12 protein-coding genes and 1 pseudogene are annotated in these 21,749 nt (G+C 43.0%); 10 read left to right on the top strand and 3 right to left on the bottom strand.

Translation table 11 applies throughout. The annotated features are described in order from the left end of the window. The first annotated feature begins 69 nt into the window (after nucleotides 1-69). The 10 genes and pseudogenes from Q0037_RS02770 (at nucleotide 70) to Q0037_RS02725 (ending at nucleotide 10,020) form a co-directional block, all read left to right on the top strand. Nucleotides 70-939, top strand: a pseudogene (locus Q0037_RS02770) (DUF58 domain-containing protein). Next, the gene (locus Q0037_RS02765; RefSeq protein ID WP_297515114.1) at nucleotides 939-2,612 is read left to right on the top strand and encodes a hypothetical protein; all 1,674 of its coding nucleotides are present in this window, start codon (nucleotides 939-941) and stop codon (nucleotides 2,610-2,612) included. The pseudogene Q0037_RS02770 and the gene Q0037_RS02765 overlap by 1 nt, the downstream one beginning before the upstream one ends. Next, nucleotides 2,605-3,606, top strand: coding sequence for a VWA domain-containing protein (locus Q0037_RS02760; RefSeq protein WP_297515111.1), 1,002 nt, complete (start codon nucleotides 2,605-2,607; stop codon nucleotides 3,604-3,606). Before Q0037_RS02765 ends, Q0037_RS02760 begins: the two co-directional genes overlap by 8 nt. Nucleotides 3,607-3,609: 3 nt before the next feature. After that, entirely contained in the window at nucleotides 3,610-4,656 is a 1,047-nt protein-coding gene (locus Q0037_RS02755) for a VWA domain-containing protein (protein WP_297515108.1), read from the top strand. Beyond that, on the top strand, nucleotides 4,643-5,371 hold the full coding sequence (locus tag Q0037_RS02750) for a tetratricopeptide repeat protein (protein WP_297515104.1): 729 nt from the start codon (nucleotides 4,643-4,645) through the stop codon (nucleotides 5,369-5,371). Before Q0037_RS02755 ends, Q0037_RS02750 begins: the two co-directional genes overlap by 14 nt. A gap of 17 nt (nucleotides 5,372-5,388) precedes the next feature. Then, the gene (locus tag Q0037_RS02745) at nucleotides 5,389-7,140 is read left to right on the top strand and encodes a BatD family protein (protein ID WP_297515102.1); all 1,752 of its coding nucleotides are present in this window, start codon (nucleotides 5,389-5,391) and stop codon (nucleotides 7,138-7,140) included. Next, nucleotides 7,137-7,889, top strand: a complete 753-nt coding sequence (locus Q0037_RS02740; RefSeq protein WP_297515099.1) for a tetratricopeptide repeat protein — start codon at nucleotides 7,137-7,139, stop codon at nucleotides 7,887-7,889. Before Q0037_RS02745 ends, Q0037_RS02740 begins: the two co-directional genes overlap by 4 nt. A 61-nt stretch (nucleotides 7,890-7,950) precedes the next feature. Next, on the top strand, nucleotides 7,951-8,307 hold the full coding sequence (locus Q0037_RS02735) for a hypothetical protein (RefSeq protein ID WP_297515095.1): 357 nt from the start codon (nucleotides 7,951-7,953) through the stop codon (nucleotides 8,305-8,307). Nucleotides 8,308-8,520: 213 nt separating this feature from the next. After that, the gene (pheS, locus tag Q0037_RS02730; RefSeq protein ID WP_297515093.1) at nucleotides 8,521-9,540 is read left to right on the top strand and encodes a phenylalanine--tRNA ligase subunit alpha; all 1,020 of its coding nucleotides are present in this window, start codon (nucleotides 8,521-8,523) and stop codon (nucleotides 9,538-9,540) included. A 72-nt stretch (nucleotides 9,541-9,612) separates the two neighbouring features. Beyond that, nucleotides 9,613-10,020, top strand: a complete 408-nt coding sequence (locus tag Q0037_RS02725; RefSeq protein ID WP_297515090.1) for a hypothetical protein — start codon at nucleotides 9,613-9,615, stop codon at nucleotides 10,018-10,020. A gap of 235 nt (nucleotides 10,021-10,255) precedes the next feature. On the opposite strand, the gene Q0037_RS02720 is transcribed toward Q0037_RS02725, so the two are convergent. From Q0037_RS02720 to Q0037_RS02710, 3 genes are read right to left on the bottom strand one after another with little or no spacing between them, the layout of a single operon-like run. Continuing rightward, nucleotides 10,256-12,124 carry an OmpA family protein gene (locus Q0037_RS02720; RefSeq protein WP_297515087.1) on the bottom strand — a complete coding sequence of 623 codons (1,869 nt, stop codon included), beginning with the start codon at nucleotides 12,122-12,124 and terminating at the stop codon, nucleotides 10,256-10,258. 20 nt (nucleotides 12,125-12,144) lie between these two features. Continuing rightward, nucleotides 12,145-13,065 carry a type IX secretion system membrane protein PorP/SprF gene (locus Q0037_RS02715; RefSeq protein ID WP_297515084.1) on the bottom strand — a complete coding sequence of 307 codons (921 nt, stop codon included), beginning with the start codon at nucleotides 13,063-13,065 and terminating at the stop codon, nucleotides 12,145-12,147. Nucleotides 13,066-13,097: 32 nt separating this feature from the next. Further along, on the bottom strand, nucleotides 13,098-21,671 hold the full coding sequence (locus tag Q0037_RS02710) for a fibronectin type III domain-containing protein (RefSeq protein ID WP_297515082.1): 8,574 nt from the start codon (nucleotides 21,669-21,671) through the stop codon (nucleotides 13,098-13,100). Between the last annotated feature and the right edge of the window lie 78 nt (nucleotides 21,672-21,749).

Below are 21,749 nucleotides of genomic sequence, written 5' to 3'. Positions count from 1 at the left end.
GTGACAGTTTGCAGTTTAATAATTATTAACGATTGACTTACGACTTCATTGACTTACGACTCCAAATCCATGGATACCAAAGAAATTTTAAAAAAGGTTCGAAAAATCGAAATCAAAACCCGTCGTCTGAGTGACCATGTGTTCTCGGGGGAATACCACACGTCGTTTAAGGGACGCGGTATGACCTTCTCAGAAGTGCGTCAATATCAGTTTGGCGATGATGTTCGGGCTATTGATTGGAATGTAACCGCGCGATACAACGAACCTTATGTCAAAGTTTTTGAAGAGGAACGGGAATTGACGATGATACTTATGGTGGATGTTTCGGGTTCGGAAAACTTTGGTAGTCAACAGTATTTGAAGCGTGAAATCATCACTGAAATTGCGGCAACCTTGGCCTTTTCTGCCACACAAAACAACGATAAAATTGGCTTGATTTTGTTTACGGATCAAATCGAATTGTATATCCCGCCCAAAAAAGGAAAATCACACGTTTTACGGATTATACGCGAACTCATCGAATTTAAACCCCAAAGCAAACGCACACATTTGGGACAAGCTTTACAATTTTTGTCGGCTACCCAAAAGAAAAAAGCGATTGTTTTTGTAATCTCCGACTTCTTGTGTTCCGATGATTATGAAAAACCGTTGAAAATTGCAAGCAAAAAGCACGATGTAACGGGTTTTCGAATTTATGATCCGCGGGAAGCCGAACTTCCCAACGTAGGTATTGTAGAAACCCTCGATGCCGAAACAGGCCAAATCGCCATCATCGATACCGGGACGACGCTAGTTCGGCAACGGTATGCTGCTTAGTATCGAGAAAAAATGGCGCGCTTCAAAGAATTGTTTTCCCGTTGTGGCGCGGGGACCGTTCAATCCCGAGTGGATGAAAGTTATGTCACCCGATTGTTAAGTTATTTTAAAGCCCGAGCGTAATGAAAAAGTGGATTGTTGGATGTCTTTTGACACTAGGGTTCTTTAGACCGGCTTGTGCGCAGCGCGTGGAGGCTTCCATGGACTCGGTACGCAAAAAAATTGGGTCGGAATTCTTGCTTACGCTTCGCACACAAGTGGCTCCTAATACACGGGTACAATTTCCGAAGGGACAACAATTTGGGCCCTTAGAGGTTTTGGAATCGTACCCTATTGATACGTTAAAAAAATCCGATCGCTGGGAATTGGTAAAAAAATATGGGCTTACCCAATTTGATTCAGGACAATACATTCTTCCCAAACTCGCGGTGAAAATTGCTAAAAAAGACGTTTACACCCAACCAATAACCGTCGAGGTGGTTGCGGTTCAAGTGGATACTTTGAAGCAAAAAATGTATGATATCAAAACCATAGAAGCAGCACCTTCCTCCAACGATTGGAATTGGTGGCGGATTGTTTTGGGAATCGTGGGCGTACTCGGTTTAGTTTTTATAGTATATCGCTTTTTAAACAATCGAAAAACAATAAGTCCAAAGGTTACCCCCGAGCCTCTTGTTAAACCAATTGAAAAAGCAACGCAAAAACTCATGGCTTTGGATGCCGCACAATGGGTATCCAAAGGAGAGGTGAAACATTTTTACTCAGAACTTACCGAAATCGTTCGTACCTATCTCGAGGAAGAAATCGAAATTCCAGCGATGGAACGCACTACCTCTGAACTTATTGCCATCTTGGAATTGGTGAGTCAAAATAAAAATTTACGACTTTCGCCCGAGACTATTGCTACGCTTGAACAGGTGTTACGCCAAGCGGATTTGGTGAAATTTGCCAAAGTTCGTCCCGACATTCAAGCGATTGAGTCGGATAAAAACCGCATTGCAACTACGATAATTACCATCAATAAAGCGATTCCCGAAATCGAAGAGGTTACCGATGAACTGGAGGCTTGGAATGCCCAACAACGCGAATTAGCACGTCAAAAACAAGAACAGAAAGCTCGTAAACAAAAACAACTTCGCATCGCTATCGCCAGTGTAGTAACCGTTGGGGTACTTATTGGCGGGTCGATCGCTTATTTTGGGATTGACACTTTGAAAGACGCCATTTTGGGCAATCCCACAAAGGAAATGTATGAAGGCGAATGGATTACAAGTGCGTATGGTGACCCTAATGTAGAACTCGAAACCCCTAAAGTACTTACCCGCGTAGACTCCGAAAAATGGGTAAAAAACACGTATGCCGTCGTCAAGGAAATGCGCACCTTCACGCAAGGATCGTTACAGGAACCCTTGTTTGTGTTGGTGGGAACGAATTATTACAAACAAGAGAAAAATCCGTATTACGACAAGGAAACGACTCAAATTGATTACGACAAAGTGTTGGAAGGCATTACCAAAAGTTGGGAAAGTCAAGGCGCGCGTAATATTTTGTATAAAAATGACGGAACATTTGAAGTTGCAGAAGGAGTGAAGGGCATTCGCGCTTATGGCACCATGACCGTGGAAGACGAAGACGGCGAACAACACCGACGCTATTATGAAATTTTGCTGTTTAACCAGAATGGTGGGTTGCAGCAAGTGGCCGTAAGCTACCGTGAAGACGATCCGTTTGGAAAGAAAATACTTGAACGCATACAAGGTTCTATCAAATTACAATTATTTAATTTCAATGGATAAGGTGAGCTTTTTACATCCTGAGTTTTTGTTGCTCTTGGCGTTATTGCCGATCGTAGGGGTATGGCTTTACCGTTCGCGAAAACAACAATCGGTGACGTTGACCTTACCCACAGTTTCAGGTTTGGAGGGATTGGTCAATTGGAAAGTCCTACTCAAACCCTATCTACTGGTGTTTCGGTTGGTCGCTTTAGCTCTAATTATTATTGGTTTGGCACGTCCAAGAACCGTTGATGTGAGTAACCAAACCAAAACGACACGGGGTATTGACATCGTTATGGCGGTGGATTTATCGAGTAGTATGTTGGCCAAAGATCTGGAACCCAACCGTATGGAAGCCTTAAAAAAAGTGGCTGACCGTTTTGTAGATGACCGGCCCAACGATCGCATTGGCATTGTGGTCTATGCTGGGGAAGCCTACACCAAAGTTCCCGTAACCACCGACAAAGCTATTGTAAAACAAATGTTGCAAGAACTGAATTACGACCCAACCGTTGATGATGGAACCGGAATTGGCATGGGACTGGCTACTGCGGTCAACCGATTGAAGGAAAGCAAAGCCAAAAGTAGAGTAATCATTCTATTGACGGACGGAATCAATAATGCTGGATTTATCGAACCCGAAACCGCGGCCGATTTGGCGAAAGAATATGGAATCAAGGTGTATACCATCGGATTAGGGTCCAACGGTATGGCGCCCTTCCCCGTAGGTTATACCCCTGATGGGGCTTTGGTATATCGAAATATGAAGGTGGAAATTGATGAAAAACTGATGAAGTCCATCGCCAAAAAAACAGGTGGAACGTATTTCCGAGCCACCAGTAATAGCCGTTTGGAAGCCATTTATGATGAAATCAATCAGATGGAAACTACCGAAATTGAAGAATTACGGTATTATGATTATGAGGAACAATTTCGCCCTTTCGCCCTTCTTGCCTTGGTGCTCTTAGTGTTGGAAGTGGGGTTGCGTCAAACGCTTTATCGCTCGTTTATATAGCTTATGTACGAATTAGAAAAGAAACTATATTTCTATGCTTTGGTACTCGTTCCGGTGTTTCTGGGACTTTGGGTATACAACCGGTATTGGAGACAGCGAAAACAACAGGAATTTGGACTGCCCGACAAAATCAGTTATCTCAGCCCTGAGCGTTCTACCTTTAAGCCCGCGTTAAAATTTGGATTAAGCTTGTTTGGGATTGTTTTGCTCATCATTGCATTGGTCAACCCAAAGATTGGAACGACAACCGAAAAAGTGAAAACCCGTGGGGTCGATTTGGTCTTTGCCATTGACGTTTCCAAAAGTATGCTCGCCAATGATGTCGCGCCCAACCGTTTGGAAAAAAGCAAACAAATTGTTTCGCAACTCATCAATCGCTTGTCGGGTGACCGCATCGGACTCATAGCGTATTCGGGAAGTGCGTTTCCTGTGTTACCCATGACTTCTGATTATGGGGTGGCCAAAATGTTTCTGCAAAGCATGAGTCCTGAAATGATTTCGGCACAAGGAACCTCCATCGATTTGGCCATTCAATTGGCAGCGACACGGTATTTTAACGAAAAAGACAAAACCAATAAAATCCTAGTCATCCTTTCCGACGGGGAAGATCATAGCAATAATGCTGTCGCGGCGGCCGAGATCGCCAAAGACGTTAAAATGCGTATTATAACGGTCGGTATTGGTACCGAACAAGGGGGGCCGATTAAGTTGATTGAAAACGGAAACGTACAATACCTTCGCGATTCCAATAATGAAGTGGTGCGCACCAAACGAAATTCAAAAATTTTGGAAGAAGTCGCCCAAATTGGAAACGGAGGCTATGTCGATGGGAACACGACAAAAACAGCCGTTGATTTTGTGAAAAAACAACTCGACAATTCGGAAAAAACCGAATTTGGAGAATCATTACTTGCTGATTATCAATCGCAATTTCAATGGTTTTTGGGATTTGCGTTTGTCGCCTTATTTTTGGATCTTTTGATTCGGGAGCGTCGAACTGCATGGGTGCTTAAATTAAATTTATTTAATGAAAAAAATGAAACGAAATAACGTCTTTTGGTGTTGGATATTGGTATGGGTGACCTTTGTCTCATGGGGACAGGAGGCCGATACGCAATTACCAAAAGGGAATGACGCTTTTTCGGAAAAAAAATACGCTGAAGCGGAGGCACTTTACCGAGAATCGGCAGCAAAAAATCCGAAAAAGGCAGCGGCTTCTTATAATTTAGGCACCTCAATATACAAACAAAAGCAAGGGGGTGAGGCCAAATTCAAGTTCTTGCAAGCCGCTGAAAACGCGAAAACCAAAGCTGAAAAACATAAAGCCTTTCACAATTTAGGCAATGCCTTGATGCTGGAAAAAAAATACGATTTGGCCGAACGCGCTTACAAAGATGCGTTGCGTAATAATCCGCGGGATGAGGAAACGCGATACAATTATGCCTTGGCTAAAAAAATGAACAAAGAAAATCCGCCGCCAGAAGATGGAGGAAAAAAGAAGGACGATAAGAGCAAGCAGAAAGAAAAGAATCAACGTCCCGACGATTCTAAAGGGAATCAAAAAAATAAAAGTCAAGAAGACAAGCCCGAAAATAAAAGCGGTCAAAATCAAGAACCCGACCCGCAACCGCGTCCTTCGGGGAATAATAAACAACGCATTGACAACTTGTTGGACGCTGTCAATAATGAAGAGAAAAAAGTCCAATTAAAGCGCAAAGAGAAAAGTGCCCAAACGGCTCCCGGAAAACCCGAGAAAGATTGGTAACCTTTTGTCATTGAACGATGAAACGAATTGTAACCTTAGTACTGTTATGGATTTCTCTTACGGTATCGGCCCAAGTTAAATTTGAAGCCGACGTGAGTAAGGCCACTGTAGCTGTAAACGAACGGTTTCGTGTGGAGTTTACAATGAATGTGGATGGCGATAACTTTGAAGCACCCGACTTTGAAGAGAGTGGCTTTTCGGTTTTTTCTGGACCCTCACAAAACATTCGTGAGATATGGATGAATGGGAAAGGGATATTTCATAAAACCTACACCTACTTTTTGATTGCAGAAAAGAAAGGTACATTCACGATCAAGCCCGCTGCAATAGAGTTCAACAACCGTATTTACCGCAGCAACACGGTCAAAGTTACGGTAACACCCGCCGTTGACCCCGCCAATGATCCTAATTCGGCTCCTGTGGCTCGAAACTCCCCAATGTATTTGGTGACCGAAGTGTCCAACAGTAATCCGTATGTTAATGAGCCCATTACGGTAGTGCAAAAGTTGTATTTCAACTATAACACTGATATTAATGACGCCCGAGATATCCAAAAGCCTCGTTTTAATGATTTCTGGAGTCAAGAAATAGAGACCGATAATTTTGAACCCGAACAAACCGTTTATAAAGGGAAACGCTGTCTTTCGGTAGTGCTCAAAAAAGCCGTTTTGTATCCGCAGAAATCGGGGAGTCTTGAGATTGATCCTTACATTTTGGAGGTAGATTGCCGGGTTCCCACGGGGCGCATGAGCATTTTTGGTGAAATCATTACGATGGATGACAGCCGTCGATTGACCTCCTCGGGGAAGACCATTACCGTAAAAGCGTTGCCTGAAACCAACAAACCTGAGAAGTTTAGTGGCGCTGTGGGAGACTTTAGCTTTACTGTTGTTCCTTCCAAAACAACTTTAAAATTTGGCGAATCACTCGATATGACATTGAAAGTCTCAGGTCAAGGAAACCTAAAGCTATTTCAAATTCCGCGTTTAGAATTGCCCGAAAATTGGGAAGTTTATGACCCAGAGCATGTAGAAAACGTCACCACGCCGCTGTCGGGAATGACGGGTTCGATTGCTGACCGCTACACCGTAGTGCCACAAGCAAAAGGGGCCTATGTTTTAAAAGACCTACGCTTTAGCTATTTCGATTTACGGAGTAAACAATACCGAACAATTTCGAGTCCTCCAATTACCATTACCGTTACCGACGGCCCGGGATTACCTGCGGGAGGCTATGCGAGTAATGCACGCCAGAAAACCGAGCGTGAAGCCTTTGTAACATCGCCTAAAGAAGGGGCATTATCTCCAGTAGATCGTCAAGATTTCTTGGGTTCACCGCTGTTTTATAGTTTGTTACTTATGCCTTTTTTAGCGATTCCTTTGTTTGTTTTTGTACGTCGTCGTAAAGCGGCTGCAGACGCAGATACCCTAGGTAAATCGATACGAATGAAAAAGGCGTTGGTAAAACGCTATCTTTCAGAAGCGGGAACCTACTTGCAGTCGAAAGGACCATTTTATGATGCATTGGAACGGGCGTTGCACAACTTTTTAAAGGCCAAATTATTGTTGGAAACCACTGAAATGCAAAAAGAAACCATTCGAGAATTGTTAGTACAGCGGAAGGCTGACTCCACAACTGTAGCCGAATTTATACAACTTCTTGAAAGCTGTGAAATGGCGCGATTTGCCCCATCTTCGGCTACTGCGATACAAAATGATTACGACACCGCGATACGATTGATTACCGAACTTGAAAAACAATTGTCATGAAGTTAAACCTTGCTTTTTTGGGGCTGCTTTTGGTTTGCCTAGTGGGTCATGCGCAAGATGCTTTTGATGCGGGAAATAAGGCTTACCGTAAAGGAAAGTATGCTGAGGCGATTTCGTATTATGAAAAAGAATTAGCGGCAGGAAAAACGGGGGCGGAACTACATTTTAATTTAGGTACTAGTTACTACCAACAGCAGCAGATTGCCCCTGCCATTTATCATTTAGAAAAAGCCCGTTTGTTGGATCCTACCGACAAAGCGATTGCAATCAATTTGGGTTATGTGCAAGAACGCTGTAAAGATACGTTGCCACAACTTCCACAAGTGGGTTTTGAAAAGATGTTGCACGAAGCTACCACAGTGCTGTCGTATGATCTATGGGGAATGGTAGCGATTGGATGGGCGTTGGTGGTATTCGGTTGTTTTGCAGGCTACTATGTTTCGCGTTCGCCTGTTCAAAAACGACGCTATTTTACAGGGATGTCGCTGTCGTTATTGTTGGTTTTGGGATGTCTTTTTGCGGGTTACTTTCAAAAAAATGAAGTGAATTCCGACCGTAGTGCGATTGTTTTTCAAGACCGAACTGAAGTTTGGAGCGAACCCCGTATGGGCAGTGAGCTGAAAGTAAACCTGCGTGAAGGTGCCAAGGTTTGGGTACTTTCCAAAACAGCGCAGTGGGCAAATGTTCGGCTTTCGGATGCGGGAACGGGATGGGTAAAACGTACATCTATTCGTGAATTGCAACCGTAATCGTGGGTAATGTTGTATTTTTGCGCGATTAAAAATAACCATTCTTTATACCTATCCTATTTTGTCTAGAGACGAAACCTTAAAACGCCGTTGGGAGGCTGTCGTTCAACTATTATCCGATCGTTTTACCGATGGAGAGCCTTTGGATTTGGATGGCATTATTTACCTTATTGGAATTCAAGAATTGGGTAAGGTGCACCAAAAATTTCAAAAAGACGACAAAGTCAATTTGATGCATATTGCCATTTGTCGCTTGTTGGTGCCTTATGGCTACTACGAATTTGACTACGTTGACCGTGACGGTTGGCCGCATTTCAAAGCCAAAGATGCTTTACCTGCGTTGAAAGCCGGGGAGCAAACGCTGTTAATGAAGGAGGCGGTTGTGGGTTATTTTTTGGAAAACGGATTGATTACTTAGGGTCGACTTTAGAAATCGTGTTTTGAAATGCGCTACGTTGTTGCTAGCCCGGGGTGAAGCGGCAGCGCCCGAGGAACGAGGGACTAAAGCGGAACACCGGAGGAGAGTTGTGAAAAAATGCGGGGTTGAAGCTCCAAAAAATTAAAAACGAAAATCGGATTCGTGTCCCCAATTGGGGGGAAAATCCTATTTTTGCTGCAGAATTACAGGACCATGATTGATACAATAAAACAACATATTGAAGAAGCTAAAGCGTTCAACGACAAGAATAAAGAGGCGTTGGAAGCGTTCCGAATTAAGTATTTGGGGAGTAAGGGTTTGTTGAAAGCGCTTTTTAACGAGTTCAAAAACGTTCCGAACGACCAGAAAAAAGAGTTTGGACAGGTGATCAATACGTTGAAAGCTGTGGCCGAAGAAAAGGTGCGTAGTCTTCAGGAATCGTTGGATAGCGGTTCGGATAGCGAAGGGAAATACGGCGATTTAACGCGTCCGGGGATGCCTTTTGCGGTAGGTGCGCGTCATCCGATTTCGTTGGTGAAAAATCAGATTATTGATATTTTTTCGACGATTGGATTTAATGTATCGGAAGGCCCTGAAATCGAAGACGATTGGCATAATTTTACGGCATTGAATTTGCCCGAATATCATCCGGCGCGGGACATGCAGGATACGTTTTTCATTCAAACGAATCCCGATGTGTTGTTGCGTACGCATACTTCATCGGTGCAGGTGCGGTATATGGAGAGTCACAAGCCGCCGATTCGGACCATTTCGCCGGGGCGGGTGTTTCGTAATGAGGCGGTGTCATCGCGTTCGCACTGTATTTTTCACCAGGTAGAAGGCTTGTATATTGATAAAGACGTTTCGTTTGCCGATTTGAAGCAAACACTTTTGTACTTCACCAAAGAGATGTTTGGCAAGTCGAAGATACGTTTACGTCCCTCGTATTTCCCTTTTACGGAGCCCAGTGCTGAGGTAGATATTTATTGGGGATTAAAAACGGAGACCGATTACCGCATTACGAAAGGAACCGGATGGTTGGAAATTATGGGCTGTGGTATGGTAGACCCGAATGTGTTGAAAAACTGCGGTATTAATCCAGAGGAATACAATGGATTTGCCTTTGGTATGGGGATTGAGCGTATTGCGATGTTGTTGTATCAGATTGGTGATATTCGGATGTTTTATGAAAACGATGTACGCTTTTTGGAGCAATTCAAATCGAGTATTTAAAATAGTGAGCCGCGGCGCGAGAGCAATGCGGTTTTTTTATGGGTAAACCCTTGGTATAAATGCGATAATTTAATGAAAGCAGATATTGTAATTCCGAAAGTTGAAAATGTATTTATGGCGGCCGTTCAGGAGTGGAATGACGACTTTATGGATAAGGTATGGTATGTTTTTTTGATCAACGATTCGGACCATGATTTGGAGAGCGTGATGGTGGTTTCAAAGGCGTTTGGTACAATTGATGGAGAGATGAAAAAAACATCGCTGTTACGGCATGCGTATGTAAAGGTTCCTTCGGTTTCGGCGGTAAAGATTGAAATGGTGGAACAAAGTGTACTGGCGTTAAACAATGAGTTTATGGTAACGTATTTCATTGGGAACACGTTGTATGACAAAAAATTTATTTTCCGTAAGAATACAATCAATGAGCGGGCGACAGAGGAAGTGCCGATTTTGTGGCAGCGGGGTGTGGTGGTGAAGTAGGTTTCTGGTGTATTCCGCTACGCTCCATCAGTCGGCTAAAGCCTCGTGTCAAGTTGCAGGTTGAGGGTTGAAAATACGTTTGCGTTAAACCTTGGGTCTTGTAGCTCAATTAAAGCGATTTGAGCGCGTTTAACTGACGATAAATAATTGTGGGTGAGTTATTCTAATTTATTGCGTTAAAAACAAAAAAGACAGCCTTTCGAGCTGTCTTTTTGGTATTGTAATTTGTTGTGGGTTATTTCTTCACGATTAGGAATTCAGAACGACGGTTTTGTGCGTGTTCCGCTTCGGTACATTGGTCACAAGCCACTTTGGGTTCGGTTTCACCCATTCCTTTACCTGAAATACGAGCGGCATCGATACCTTTAGAAATAATGTACTGTACGGTAGCTTGTGCACGACGTTCAGACAAATTCATGTTGTATTTATCGCCTCCTCGACGGTCGGTGTGTGATTTCGCGAAAATAACCATATTGGGGTTATTTTTCATGACTTGAACAAGTTTATCCAATTCGAAGGCGCCTTGTTGGGTGATGTTGCTCTTGTCAAACTCGAAGTAGATAGGATTCAAGACCACTTCGGTATCGGTTACAATGACTTCGATTGGGTTCAACGGTGCTTTTACATCGGCTTTGGGTCCTTTGCTTTTAGCAACTGGGAATGCATTGCCTTCAAAACCGTCTTTTGATGCTTGAATAGTATAGGCCTTGTCGCATTCTACACGATAGGAAACTTCGCCTTTGTCGTTAGAATTTTCGGTAGCGATGACATTGTTTTTATCGTCTAAGATTGAAACTTTGGCATTGGAAAGAATTTCTCCAGTTTTGGCATTAGAAACTAACACAAGTACATCCACACCACAGATTGGGGTTGCGCTGAAAATATCATCGTTTCCATTACGGTTACTTGAGAGGTATCCAATGTTTTTGTCTTTGTTAAAAGTAAAGGCAAAATCGTCTTTTTCTGTGTTGATAGGTTTACCCATATTAACAGCCTCACTTCCTTTGGCAAGATCAATCATATACACATCATAACCCCCAAGACCTTGACGTCCACTCGAAGCGAAATACAATGTGGAATTATCATCGGTGATGTATGGGAAACTTTCGTTACCTTCTGTATTTACTTTTGACCCTAAATTTTCAGGCTTTCCGTATGTTCCATCAGCATTAACAGCAACTTTCCAGATGTCTACACCGCCAATGCTGCCGGGCATATCGGATGAAAAATACAATGTTTTACCATCTCGTGAAACGCTTGGATTACTAGTAGAGAATTCACTAGTATTAAACGGTAACGATTTAACATTACCCCATGTATCACCTGATTTAGTGGCAACATATAAATTATTTCTACCTAATTTGAGTTTATTCGCCTTGTCCTTTTGAAAAGATTTTTCACGGAAACTATCAGAAGAAAAATACATTGTATTTCCATCGGCTGTAATCGTTACAGGACCATCATGGAATTTTGAGTTTACCTCTGTAACTAATGTTGGCTCGGCTAGAGTTCCGTTGTCACTTCGCACGGATTTATAAACATCAAGATATGGTTCATCGTTCCATCCATAATTTTTTCGTGCACCATTACGAGCGCTGGTAAAATAGACCTCATTGTTGTATAAGACCGCTCCGAACTCTGATTTATCCGAACTCAATGTAGTATTATCAACTGTATATTCTACACGTTTACTCAAAATACGAGGAACATAGTTTGGATTTTCTTTAAAGGCTTTAGCACGTTGATCATTGGGTGCTTTAGCTGCAAATTTATTCATTTGCTTATTGGCTTCTTCATATTTGCCGTTGGCTTTTAGCATTTGAGCATAACGGAAATAGGTTTCTGCATCCTGATCGGTTTCAACGGCTTTGGCATACCACTTGGTGGCTTCAGCTGAATTAAACATGTTGAAATAGGTATCTGCCAATTGCTTGTAAACATACCCATCCGCTTTCCCATTATCTACTAATTTTTGATATTCTTCAGCAGCTTTTACATATTCATAACGATTGAAAAGTTTATCCGCAGTCTTTGTGTCTTTATTTTGAGCACAAATAGAACTACTGATGGCTGCAAAACTTAAAGCTATATATAGTTTTTTCATTTTGAAAGTTAGGTTTAAGATTAGAAATAACGAGGAGACTGAGAAACTTTTTTCGGGAAGTTCAAGTCAAACAACAAGATAACCTCGTGCGAAGCAGTTGTGGTCACTTTTAAATCCGAAACGATGTGATCGTAAGCGTACCCGATGCGTATGTTGGGTGTAATGGCATAGTTTACCATCGCGCCAAAAGAATCTTCTCTGCGATACGTTGCTCCGATTTCGAATTTATCATTAAACAAGAAGTTGGTAGAAACGTCAAAAGAAACTGGAGCTTGGAACGCCGTTTTCACTAAGGCAAAAGGTTTGAATTTCACCGATGGAGATAAATCAAACACATACCCCCCCGTTAAGAAGTAGTGTTGTGTCTCGGTACCAAACTGACGCCCATTAAAATCAAGGTGTTTTGATTTCAACATGTTAGGTACAGATAAAGCTACATAAAACTTATTCGTATAATAGAAAAGACCAGTACCTAAATTCAAATAAGTACTATTGGTGTTTTCTCTAAACGCTGGGTCATTTGGGTCAGGTACATTATTATATACCTCACTAAACAACCCAACTTTATGAAAGGTTGCCCCCGCTTTAAGTCCAAATGCTAAGCGGCTTTCACCTCCTAAGTTTAAGGTATAAGAGAAATCGGTGTAGATGTTGTTTTCTTCTACTGGACCAATTTTATCGGTAATCGCAGAAATACCTAACCCCACATTTTTTCCAACGGGACTGTGTAAAAAGAAGGTTCCCGTGGTGGGTGCATCTTCAATTTCAACCCACTGCTTGCGGTATAATAAACCTCCAGACATGTTCTCTTTGGATCCAGCGTAAGCAGGATTAATTACACTCATATTGTACATATATTGGGTGTAATGTGGGTCTTGCTGCGCACTAGCATCGAGAACGGCAAGCAGTGCAAAAGCGGTTAGGAAATATAGTTTTTTCATCGTTTTGAAATTTTTCATTTATTATTTGTTTGTTATTTCACTTCTCTATTGATGTAAATCCATCCTGTTTTGGTTGACTGACCGTTATTGAACTCAATCACATAATAGTAGGTTCCGTCAGGTAATTCGTTATCATTATCCGATTGACCATACCATTGATTCGTGTAGTTAGCACGAGTGTATACTATGGTTCCATAACGATTATAGATACTCAACTGCTTCACATTCTTTTGTTCCAAGTCAAAGAAATCATTTAACCCGTCACCATTTGGTGAAATACCTTTTTGAATGTCACAATAAATTGAGGTTAACACAACTGTATTGTATTGTGTACAGCCTTCAGCATTGGTTACCGTGACTCCAAATGTTAGTGGTAATTCCTCTACTTGAGTTGTTGAATTCAAATAATCAGTAACGTTAAAGGTAGCTTGATTCGCTCCTACAGGAGTTGAAGTACTGCCATTAACCCATACCCAGTCGAAACTCGCTCCACCGATGTCAAATGTATTATTTATAGCTTGAACTTCCAAGACATATTCATCACCATTACATCCTGCATCAATAGTAAAGTTAAATGAAGGAACAAACACGACCGTTCCACTTGCAGATGTACTGGTACAACCTGTAGTAGTATCGGTAATTGTTACGCTATATGTTCCTGCAATAGTGGTTGTGAAAGTAGCTGTATTTCCTGGGTTTGTAGCACCTGCTGGAACCGTCCATACATAAGTATAAGAACCTGCAGCCCCAGGTGTTGCAGTGACATCAGCTGTTGAGCCTGAACAGATGGTTTCACCTGTTACGGTTACAGTTGGTAAAGCATTCACCGTGAGCGTTCCGATTGCAGAAGCACTAGAACAGCCCGTAGCAGTATTGGTAATTACTACCGAATAGGTTCCTGCGATTGTTGCCGTAAAGCTACTTACGTTTCCGGGGTTGGTTACTCCTGAAGGAACGGTCCAAACATAGTTATATGTGTTTCCAACGCCTGGCGTTGCAATAATAGTCGCCGATTGACCTTGACAAACGGTAGCTGAATTTACTGTAACTGTTGGTAGCGGATTAACCGTTACTGTTCCACTTGCGCTATTGCTCGTACAAGTTGTGCTAGTATTCGTAATAATTACACTGTATGTTCCTGCAACGGTTGTAGTAAAGGAAGCTACATTTCCAGGATCGGTTACTCCTGCAGGTACAGTCCATGCATACGAGTACGTTGAAGAATCTCCTGGGGTTGCTGTTACTGTTGCGGTTTGACCTTCACAGATAGTAGCGCTTGATACCGTAACTGTAGGCTGTACATTGATGATGACTTGTACTGTAGTACTTCCTGCCTCTTGACAGTTAGTCGTATTTTGAGTAATTGTATACGTAACATTATACGTTCCCGGTTGAGAAGATGTAACATTGATAATACCCGTTGAACCGTCAATACTTAAGTTCGGCGAATCAGCGGTATACTGCCCACCTGCTGTAAATCCAGGAATAGAGGTGTTGGGTGTTAATGTAGACACTGCATTGGCACAAACTGGACTTGTATAGGTAATTCCCGTAACTGCTGGCAATAATTGTGGCGTATCGATAGTGATTGTCACAACTTGTGAAACACATCCCGTAACCACGTCGCGAACAATTACTGAATGTTGTCCAGGTGTTAAACCAGTAAATACAGGGTTGGCTTGGTACGCCCCATTATCCACAGCATATTCATATTGACCTGAAGAAGCTGGAGTAAAGTTGCCGATACCACTGTAGTCGTTATTACCACAATTAGCTACACCATTCCCTGCAAAATCAACAACAGTCCAATCGGCATCATTATAAGTAGTACTTGGTAATGTAACATTATTAAGTCTACGGAAAGAGGCTCCTTGAGGACCTGTAATTGCGGTTGGTGCCCAGTTATCTGAACCGAAAACACCCCAACTATCCACTAAAGTAGTTCCATTGAAAAGTCCGATATGATCGTGTTCACTATTGCTAAAGTTAACCGAACCTGTCCCGCTTGTTTGAGCTGCTAAAGAACCGTCAGCGCCTGGTGTAGAGGGACAGAAGTTATCGTTTCCTAAAGCAATAACATAGGTTGCGCCTGGTGCTAAATTCACATTATTCAAAGGCAAACTAAATCCATAAGTAGTATTTCCATTGCTTGCCGTTTGAATTGAATAAGTACCTAAATTAATTGTATTCACTGTCGCATTATACAATTCAACATATGATAATGAACCCGCATTTGAGTCGGTTACTTCAGAAATAAACAAATCGTTGGCAACGGTTCCTGTACTAGAAACTGGAGAAGTTACCGTAATTGTTCCTGTAGGTGTTGCACACGTTGCTTGTTGTGTTATCGAAACTACTGGAGTTGGCGTACTATTTACAACTACAGTAATGGTAATAGTCGCTGCACATTGCCCTGTATCGGGTGTAAATTCATAAACCACCTGACCCGCTACACTTGTATCGATCGAAGCTGGATTCCATGTGCCGTTAATTCCATTAGTAGAAGTAGACGGTAACACTGGAGCGGTTGCATTCAAACACAAGGCTGCAATAGGATCAAACAATGGCGTTTGAACTGGATTTATAGTCACTTGTGCTGTGGCGGTATTGCCGGCACAATTTGTTACCGTGTCAGTAATTGTAACGGTATATGTACCAGAGATTGTAGCATCAAATGTGCTCACATTACCTGGGTCTGTAGCTCCTGTGGGAACAGTCCAAACATAAGAGTACGTACTGTTTCCTGAAGGAATAGCAGTAACGGTTGCTGGGCTTGTAGCACAAACTGTTACGTTGCTCAAAGTTACAGAAGGAGGAGTAGGATTAACCAATACAATTGGAGTAGCATTTGGTAAAAAACATCCATTCACACTCACTACGAAATTAGAATAAGTACCTGCTGTTAAACCTGTAATTACAATTACCCCTGAATTGTCAGAAGTGTAGGATGTAGGTGGATTAGGTAACGCAAAGGTATATCCGACATTATATGATGTACTAGGCGCCAAACCTGAAATAGTAATGGTTCCATCACTTCCTCCACACGTTGTGGGATTTGTACTCGCATATACTGGTTGTGATTGAATGGTATACGTGGCAATAAAGTTTGCCCCTCCATTATTAATCAATTGTGTATCGTCGCATTGTGATGGTGAGTTAACATCTCCTGTTAATTCATAATACACTTCAACATTGTAATCCCCTGGAGGTAAAGTTGTAAGATCTATTGGAGACTGTGCATCACTCAATACGCGTTGCCATTTTTGGTCGCGAACGTTACAAGGGCCTCCTGTTGGGAAAGTATCCACCGAACCATTGGAGTCACTATCAATAGTACAATCATCAAAGAATGGTAAATCGATTGAGGTAAAGGTCCCAGGGGTACCTGCCACAGGATAAATTCGATAGAATAAACGAGCACTACAAACATTTGCTGTAGCGGACTTGAAGGTTTTTACTTCAGCCCCACGTAATTTTAATGATCCTGAGTTTTGAACATACGTTCCTAAATCGCTATTTGGGAAAACGTTTTGCGCTGGACCAATAATATCGGTTCCTGTTCCTTGCGTATTAAAGAAATTAGACGTTTCGCAATTGGTCAACCAAACTGCGTTAGCATAACTACCAAAATCACAACTTGGTAAAACCGTAACGGTCAACGTTACATTGGAAGCACATTGCCCTGGATCGGGTGTGAATTCGTATGTACCAGTGGCCGTATTACTAACCGTAGCTGGATTCCAAGTTCCAGTAATACCATTTCCAGAAGTGGTTGGTAAAACGGGAGCTGGTGAACCTGGACATATTGGAGCTGGAGTCACAAATGTTGGTATGATTCCAGGATCTACCGTGATAGAGAGCGTTGTTGGGTTGGCACAAAATGTTACATCGGGTGTAAAGGTATAGGTTGTGGATCCCTCTACGTTGCTTACTACAGCAGGTGACCAAGTTCCTGTTACACCATTAGTAGATGTAGTAGGCAATGTCGGAGCAGTTGTTCCAGCACAGAAGTTAGACACCGGGTCGAAATTTGGCACAAAGAAATCAACTACGGTAATTGTTTGCGTGCTTGATGCTGATTGAGGACAGTTAACATTTCCTGCTGTTGAGGTAGCTGTAATATTAAATGTTCCTACTCCTGGAGGTGTAAATACAATCGATGTTCCCGAAGGAGCACTTAAACTTCCTGACGAAGTTGTCCATGAAAACACTCCGTTTCCACCTGAAGCATTTAAAGTCGCGGTTTGACCCAAACAGATGGTTGGTGTTGTGGTATTGGTTGAGGTTGTAATTTGAACTGGAGCTTGAATCCCCGAGTTTGAAGCGATGACATAATCACAAACGTCACCCGCAAAACCATCAATCATGATATAGTAGGTTTGTCCTACTGTTAATCCTGTTGCGGAAATATTTGTTGACCCAGCAGGAACATTTCCTGGACTCCAACAGGTGTACTCAGTTACAGGTCCAGAACCACAGTTTGCGGCTCCGAATACCATTATCTGAATACCATTATTATCTTCACTACTGGTAACCCAAACATCAAATGAAATCGTAGTTTCTGAAGCTACAAATGATAAAAAGGAGTTATTCTCCAAAGACCCACAAAATTCTGCCGTTAATTCCGGCCATGAATCTGAAGTATAAGAGGCAGAAGTGTTACCACAATATCCATTCAAGTTACAAATAGGAGTTGCTACAGCACAAGTATTTCCTGCCGGTGTATTGGTAATACAACTTGGAGGTGGGGTTGGTGTTCCTATACATACTTGGAAGCTTGACGTTTGATTCGGGGTCGCTGTCCATGAATAAACACGCACAAAATAGGTTTGCCCCGGGGTCAAGTTATTGGCAATACTATTATTTGGATCGCTACAATAAATTTGTGTTAAAGCACCACAAGAACCCGAATACAACACATGAAACAAATCGGTGGTTCCGCCTGTAATGTTATTTAAGTTGATCGTATGTGTTGTACTAGTCGCTGTAAAGCTAAACCAAACATCATCATCATCGGTGCCTCCACACGTATTGGGTTGCGCTGAAGCCGTAGCACCAATCAAACTTCCACTCGAAAATACAGTACATGTGTTGTTGATATTTACGGGTGTAACTGTGGCATTAATACACTCATCATTAGCGATAACGGTATTGAAGGCTCTTACATTAGACCACAAACTGATATCTGTAAGCGAACATAAAGATCGTACATAAACTACATATTGTGTAGCTGGATTTAAACCTGTCGCTGTATAGGGATTGGAACTTGTAACAACTCCTGTTGATGCAGCCGTTGGAACAGGGGAGCCTGCTGGTAAAATCAATACTTCCCATTGCGTAGCAGTTCCAATCTCGGTCCATGAAATTTGTGCTGTAGTGGTGGTAGCATTGCTTACAATTACATTGGAAGGTTTTGGACAAGTTGGCGGAGGAGCACATGTTACATTCGCGATCCATCCAGGAGCATTCACGGAGCCATCACTACGGAAACGGAACGTTAAACATCCATTGGCGCTTGATGCGGTAAACGGACCTGGTAAATTAGCCCCTGTTAAGTTACCCCAGTAAGAACCGGGTAATCCTCCTGGGACATTCCCTCCTCCATTGGTGCTTGCTAATTGCTGTGCTGCAATTGAGTTACCATCAAAAACATACAGACCATCCCAGTTGGCTTCGGTATTAAATTCAGTAAAAGTTACTGTTACTTGTTCCCCAGGAATAGTGGGGCAAATCGTAACCGTGTAATCCGTTCCATTAGCATAGTTGGCTGTAGCACCCGCAGGGTCGGTAAATATTCCACCACATTGCGGTGGTGCAATTTGTGTAGTGATTGAGCGTGGCCCAATCCAGTTACTTAAGTCGCCAGGACCACAAACCGCTTGTACGTATAAATCATAACAAGTATCAGGTGTTAATCCTGTAAACACATGAGGGTTAGTGGTAGTTACTGTAAATCCTGTAGTAGCAGCTGTTGGTGCTGGGGAACCACAAGGAAGTGCAATGACATTCCAAGTTGTTGCGGTATTAGGGTTTGTCCACGCTAAAGTAGCACTATTTGAGGTAACGGCCGATGCTGCCAAAGTATTTGGATTAGGGCATGTTGGCGGTGGCGCACAAACTACATTAGCTAACCATCCTACATCATTTACGGAACCATCACTACGGAAACGGAACGTTAAACATCCACTTACGTCTGTTGAAGTAAATGAGGGTAAATTCGCTCCTGTCAAAGTACCCCAGAACGAACCGGGTACACCACCAGGAACATTACCCGCGCCGTTGGCACTGGCAATTTGTGGTGAATTTATGGTAGGTCCATTAAATACGTACAATCCATCCCAGTTGGCCTCGGTATCAAATAAGGTAAAGGTTACTGTTACTACATCACCAGCATTTACAGGACAAATAGTTACCGTTGAATCAGTATTGTTAGCATAGTTTGCGTTTCCTCCTGGATCGGAGAATACCCCACCACATGCTGGAGGAGCTACTTGCGTAGTGATGGAAGCAGGGCCTGCCCAATTGCTCAACTCTGTTCCTGAACATACCGCACGAACATACACGTCATAACACGTTAATCCCGATAATCCTGTCAATTGAAAAGGACGGGTATTGGCTACGGTGAATCCTGTGGTAGCTGCATTCGGTGCAGGCGAACCACAAGGTACTGCGATAATATGCCATTGTGTTTCAGTACCTCCAGCGGTCCAGTTGAACGTAGCTGAGGTGCCTAAAACGATGGTTGGTGCTAAAGAGAAAGGAGCAGGACAAGCGGGTGGTGCGGCACAGGTAACATTAGCTACCCATCCTGCTGCAGTGGTCGTTCCATTACTACGGAAACGGAATGTTAAACAGCCATCAGGGCTAGAAGAAGTTACCGTACCCGGACTGGTAGTCCCCCAAAACGCTCCTGCTAATCCGCCAGGCACACCCCCTGCAGGGTTTGGACTGGCAATTTGTGGCGCTGATGTTGAGTTTCCATTGAAAACATACAAACCGTCGTTGGTAGCCTCTACGTTGAAACTAGTGAAGGTTACCGTAACAACTTGACCAGAACCTGTTGGAGGACAAATAGTCACCGTTTGGTCGGCATTGTTATTATAGTTGGCCGCGTTCCCTCCACCATCGGTAAAGGTTCCTCCACAGACTGGTGGTGGCACTAAAGTATTAAAGGTAAACGGACCTGCCCAAGCACTGAAGGTTCCGTCGCCACAATCGGCACGAACCCAGTATTGGTAGGCTGTATCAGGATTTAAACCTGTTACAGGAACGTTGATATTGGTAGCCGAAGTGGTTCCCGCTCCAGAAGGAACAGCTGAACCTGCGGTTTGTACAACATATTGCCATGAAGTCGCTCCTCCAGGATTCCCCCAAGAGAGTGAAGCCCCATTGAGTCCAATATTAGAAACCGCTAAGTTTTCAGGTCGTGCACAATTTAGCTGTTGGATAACCAGGCTATAGTTGTAACTCTGAGTTCCTGCTGCAGACGATAATACGATAATATAGGTTTGTCCTGCGATTACATTCAAACTCGGAATCTCGCGTATTGTAGTGCCTGCATTAGCAACACCGGCAATACAATTCACTCCCACATTGGCACATCCTTGGTATACAAAAATACCTGAATTGGCAGCCCCAGGGGTCATTGAAATGCTGATGGCTCCCGTAGTGGTTGGTGTGAAGGAATAGAATACTTCGTTACCAATCATGTAGTTGGTGGTTGAACCACACGATCCTCCTTGATTGATATCGGTATTGTCGGCGTAATTGGCCGTGGTATCATTAGTACTATAAGGTAATCCTGGAACAGCGATAGCTGAGTTACACGTAAGTCCTGGCGTGGCCGTGGTAAAGTTAAACGGACCCACCCAAGCACTATTGCTCTGTGCACAAACGGCACGAACAAAGTAAACATAAGCCGTAGCGGGCGTTAATCCATTGGCAGTATAATTATTTCCTGTAACTAACACTCCTGAACCCGTAGGCGTACCTGTAGCAGGCACTACTTCCACTTCATACTGGGGAGCAGTACCATTCCAACCTAAAAGTGCGGAGGTTTGTGTGATATTATTGATGGTCAAATTGGTTGGAACCAAACAGCGCTCTACCAAACTTACCGCATCAATCAACCAACGGTCTCCACCTGGAGCACCTGTAGGCTGAGTAAAACGCATCATGAAAGCAATATATACTTCCTGACCAGCAAACGGCGATAAATCAATCACTTTCTCTTGATAAATGTTGAAAGTGGTTGACAAAGTTGCTTCTGTATATGAAGCAGCGGTTTGGGTATACCCTGCGATATTGGTTTGTGCACCAGGAGCATTGGGCGTTGGATTTACTAATACAAAATACTCCGTACCCTGTGTGCCTAATAGCGTGGAACGCGTCCAAAAACGCAATTCTCCATTGGCAGGAACGGTTACTTTGGGGGTTGCTAAATAATCTTGGGCTGTGTTGCCTTGACCAATGTTGACTTCATTGTTCATAAAAGCGGCATTGGTACCTGCATATACGTTGGCTGCTGAGGAGGTAATAGTCCATCGGCGTGCTCCCACACCGTTGTCAAAAACAGCCCACTGGTTACCCGTGGCTCCCGTTCCCAAAGTCCAAGGCGATGGATTTGTAGCTACGTCCGGACCGGTCGTATTCTCAAATCCCTCAACCCCTGGGGTCGGAAATTG

The organism is Flavobacterium sp., from assembly GCF_027482425.1.
Classification (GTDB): domain Bacteria; phylum Bacteroidota; class Bacteroidia; order Flavobacteriales; family Flavobacteriaceae; genus Flavobacterium.
This window is presented reverse-complemented; position numbering and strand designations above follow the sequence as displayed.

Coding starts and splice junctions, on each gene's coding strand:
- Q0037_RS02765 (WP_297515114.1), top strand. CDS start 939: ATGAAAAAGTGGATTGTTGGATGTCTTTTGACACTAGGGTTCTTTAGA.
- Q0037_RS02760 (WP_297515111.1), top strand. CDS start 2,605: ATGGATAAGGTGAGCTTTTTACATCCTGAGTTTTTGTTGCTCTTGGCG.
- Q0037_RS02755 (WP_297515108.1), top strand. CDS start 3,610: ATGTACGAATTAGAAAAGAAACTATATTTCTATGCTTTGGTACTCGTT.
- Q0037_RS02750 (WP_297515104.1), top strand. CDS start 4,643: ATGAAACGAAATAACGTCTTTTGGTGTTGGATATTGGTATGGGTGACC.
- Q0037_RS02745 (WP_297515102.1), top strand. CDS start 5,389: ATGAAACGAATTGTAACCTTAGTACTGTTATGGATTTCTCTTACGGTA.
- Q0037_RS02740 (WP_297515099.1), top strand. CDS start 7,137: ATGAAGTTAAACCTTGCTTTTTTGGGGCTGCTTTTGGTTTGCCTAGTG.
- pheS (WP_297515093.1), top strand. CDS start 8,521: ATGATTGATACAATAAAACAACATATTGAAGAAGCTAAAGCGTTCAAC.
- Q0037_RS02725 (WP_297515090.1), top strand. CDS start 9,613: ATGAAAGCAGATATTGTAATTCCGAAAGTTGAAAATGTATTTATGGCG.
- Q0037_RS02720 (WP_297515087.1), bottom strand. CDS start 12,124: ATGAAAAAACTATATATAGCTTTAAGTTTTGCAGCCATCAGTAGTTCT.
- Q0037_RS02715 (WP_297515084.1), bottom strand. CDS start 13,065: ATGAAAAAACTATATTTCCTAACCGCTTTTGCACTGCTTGCCGTTCTC.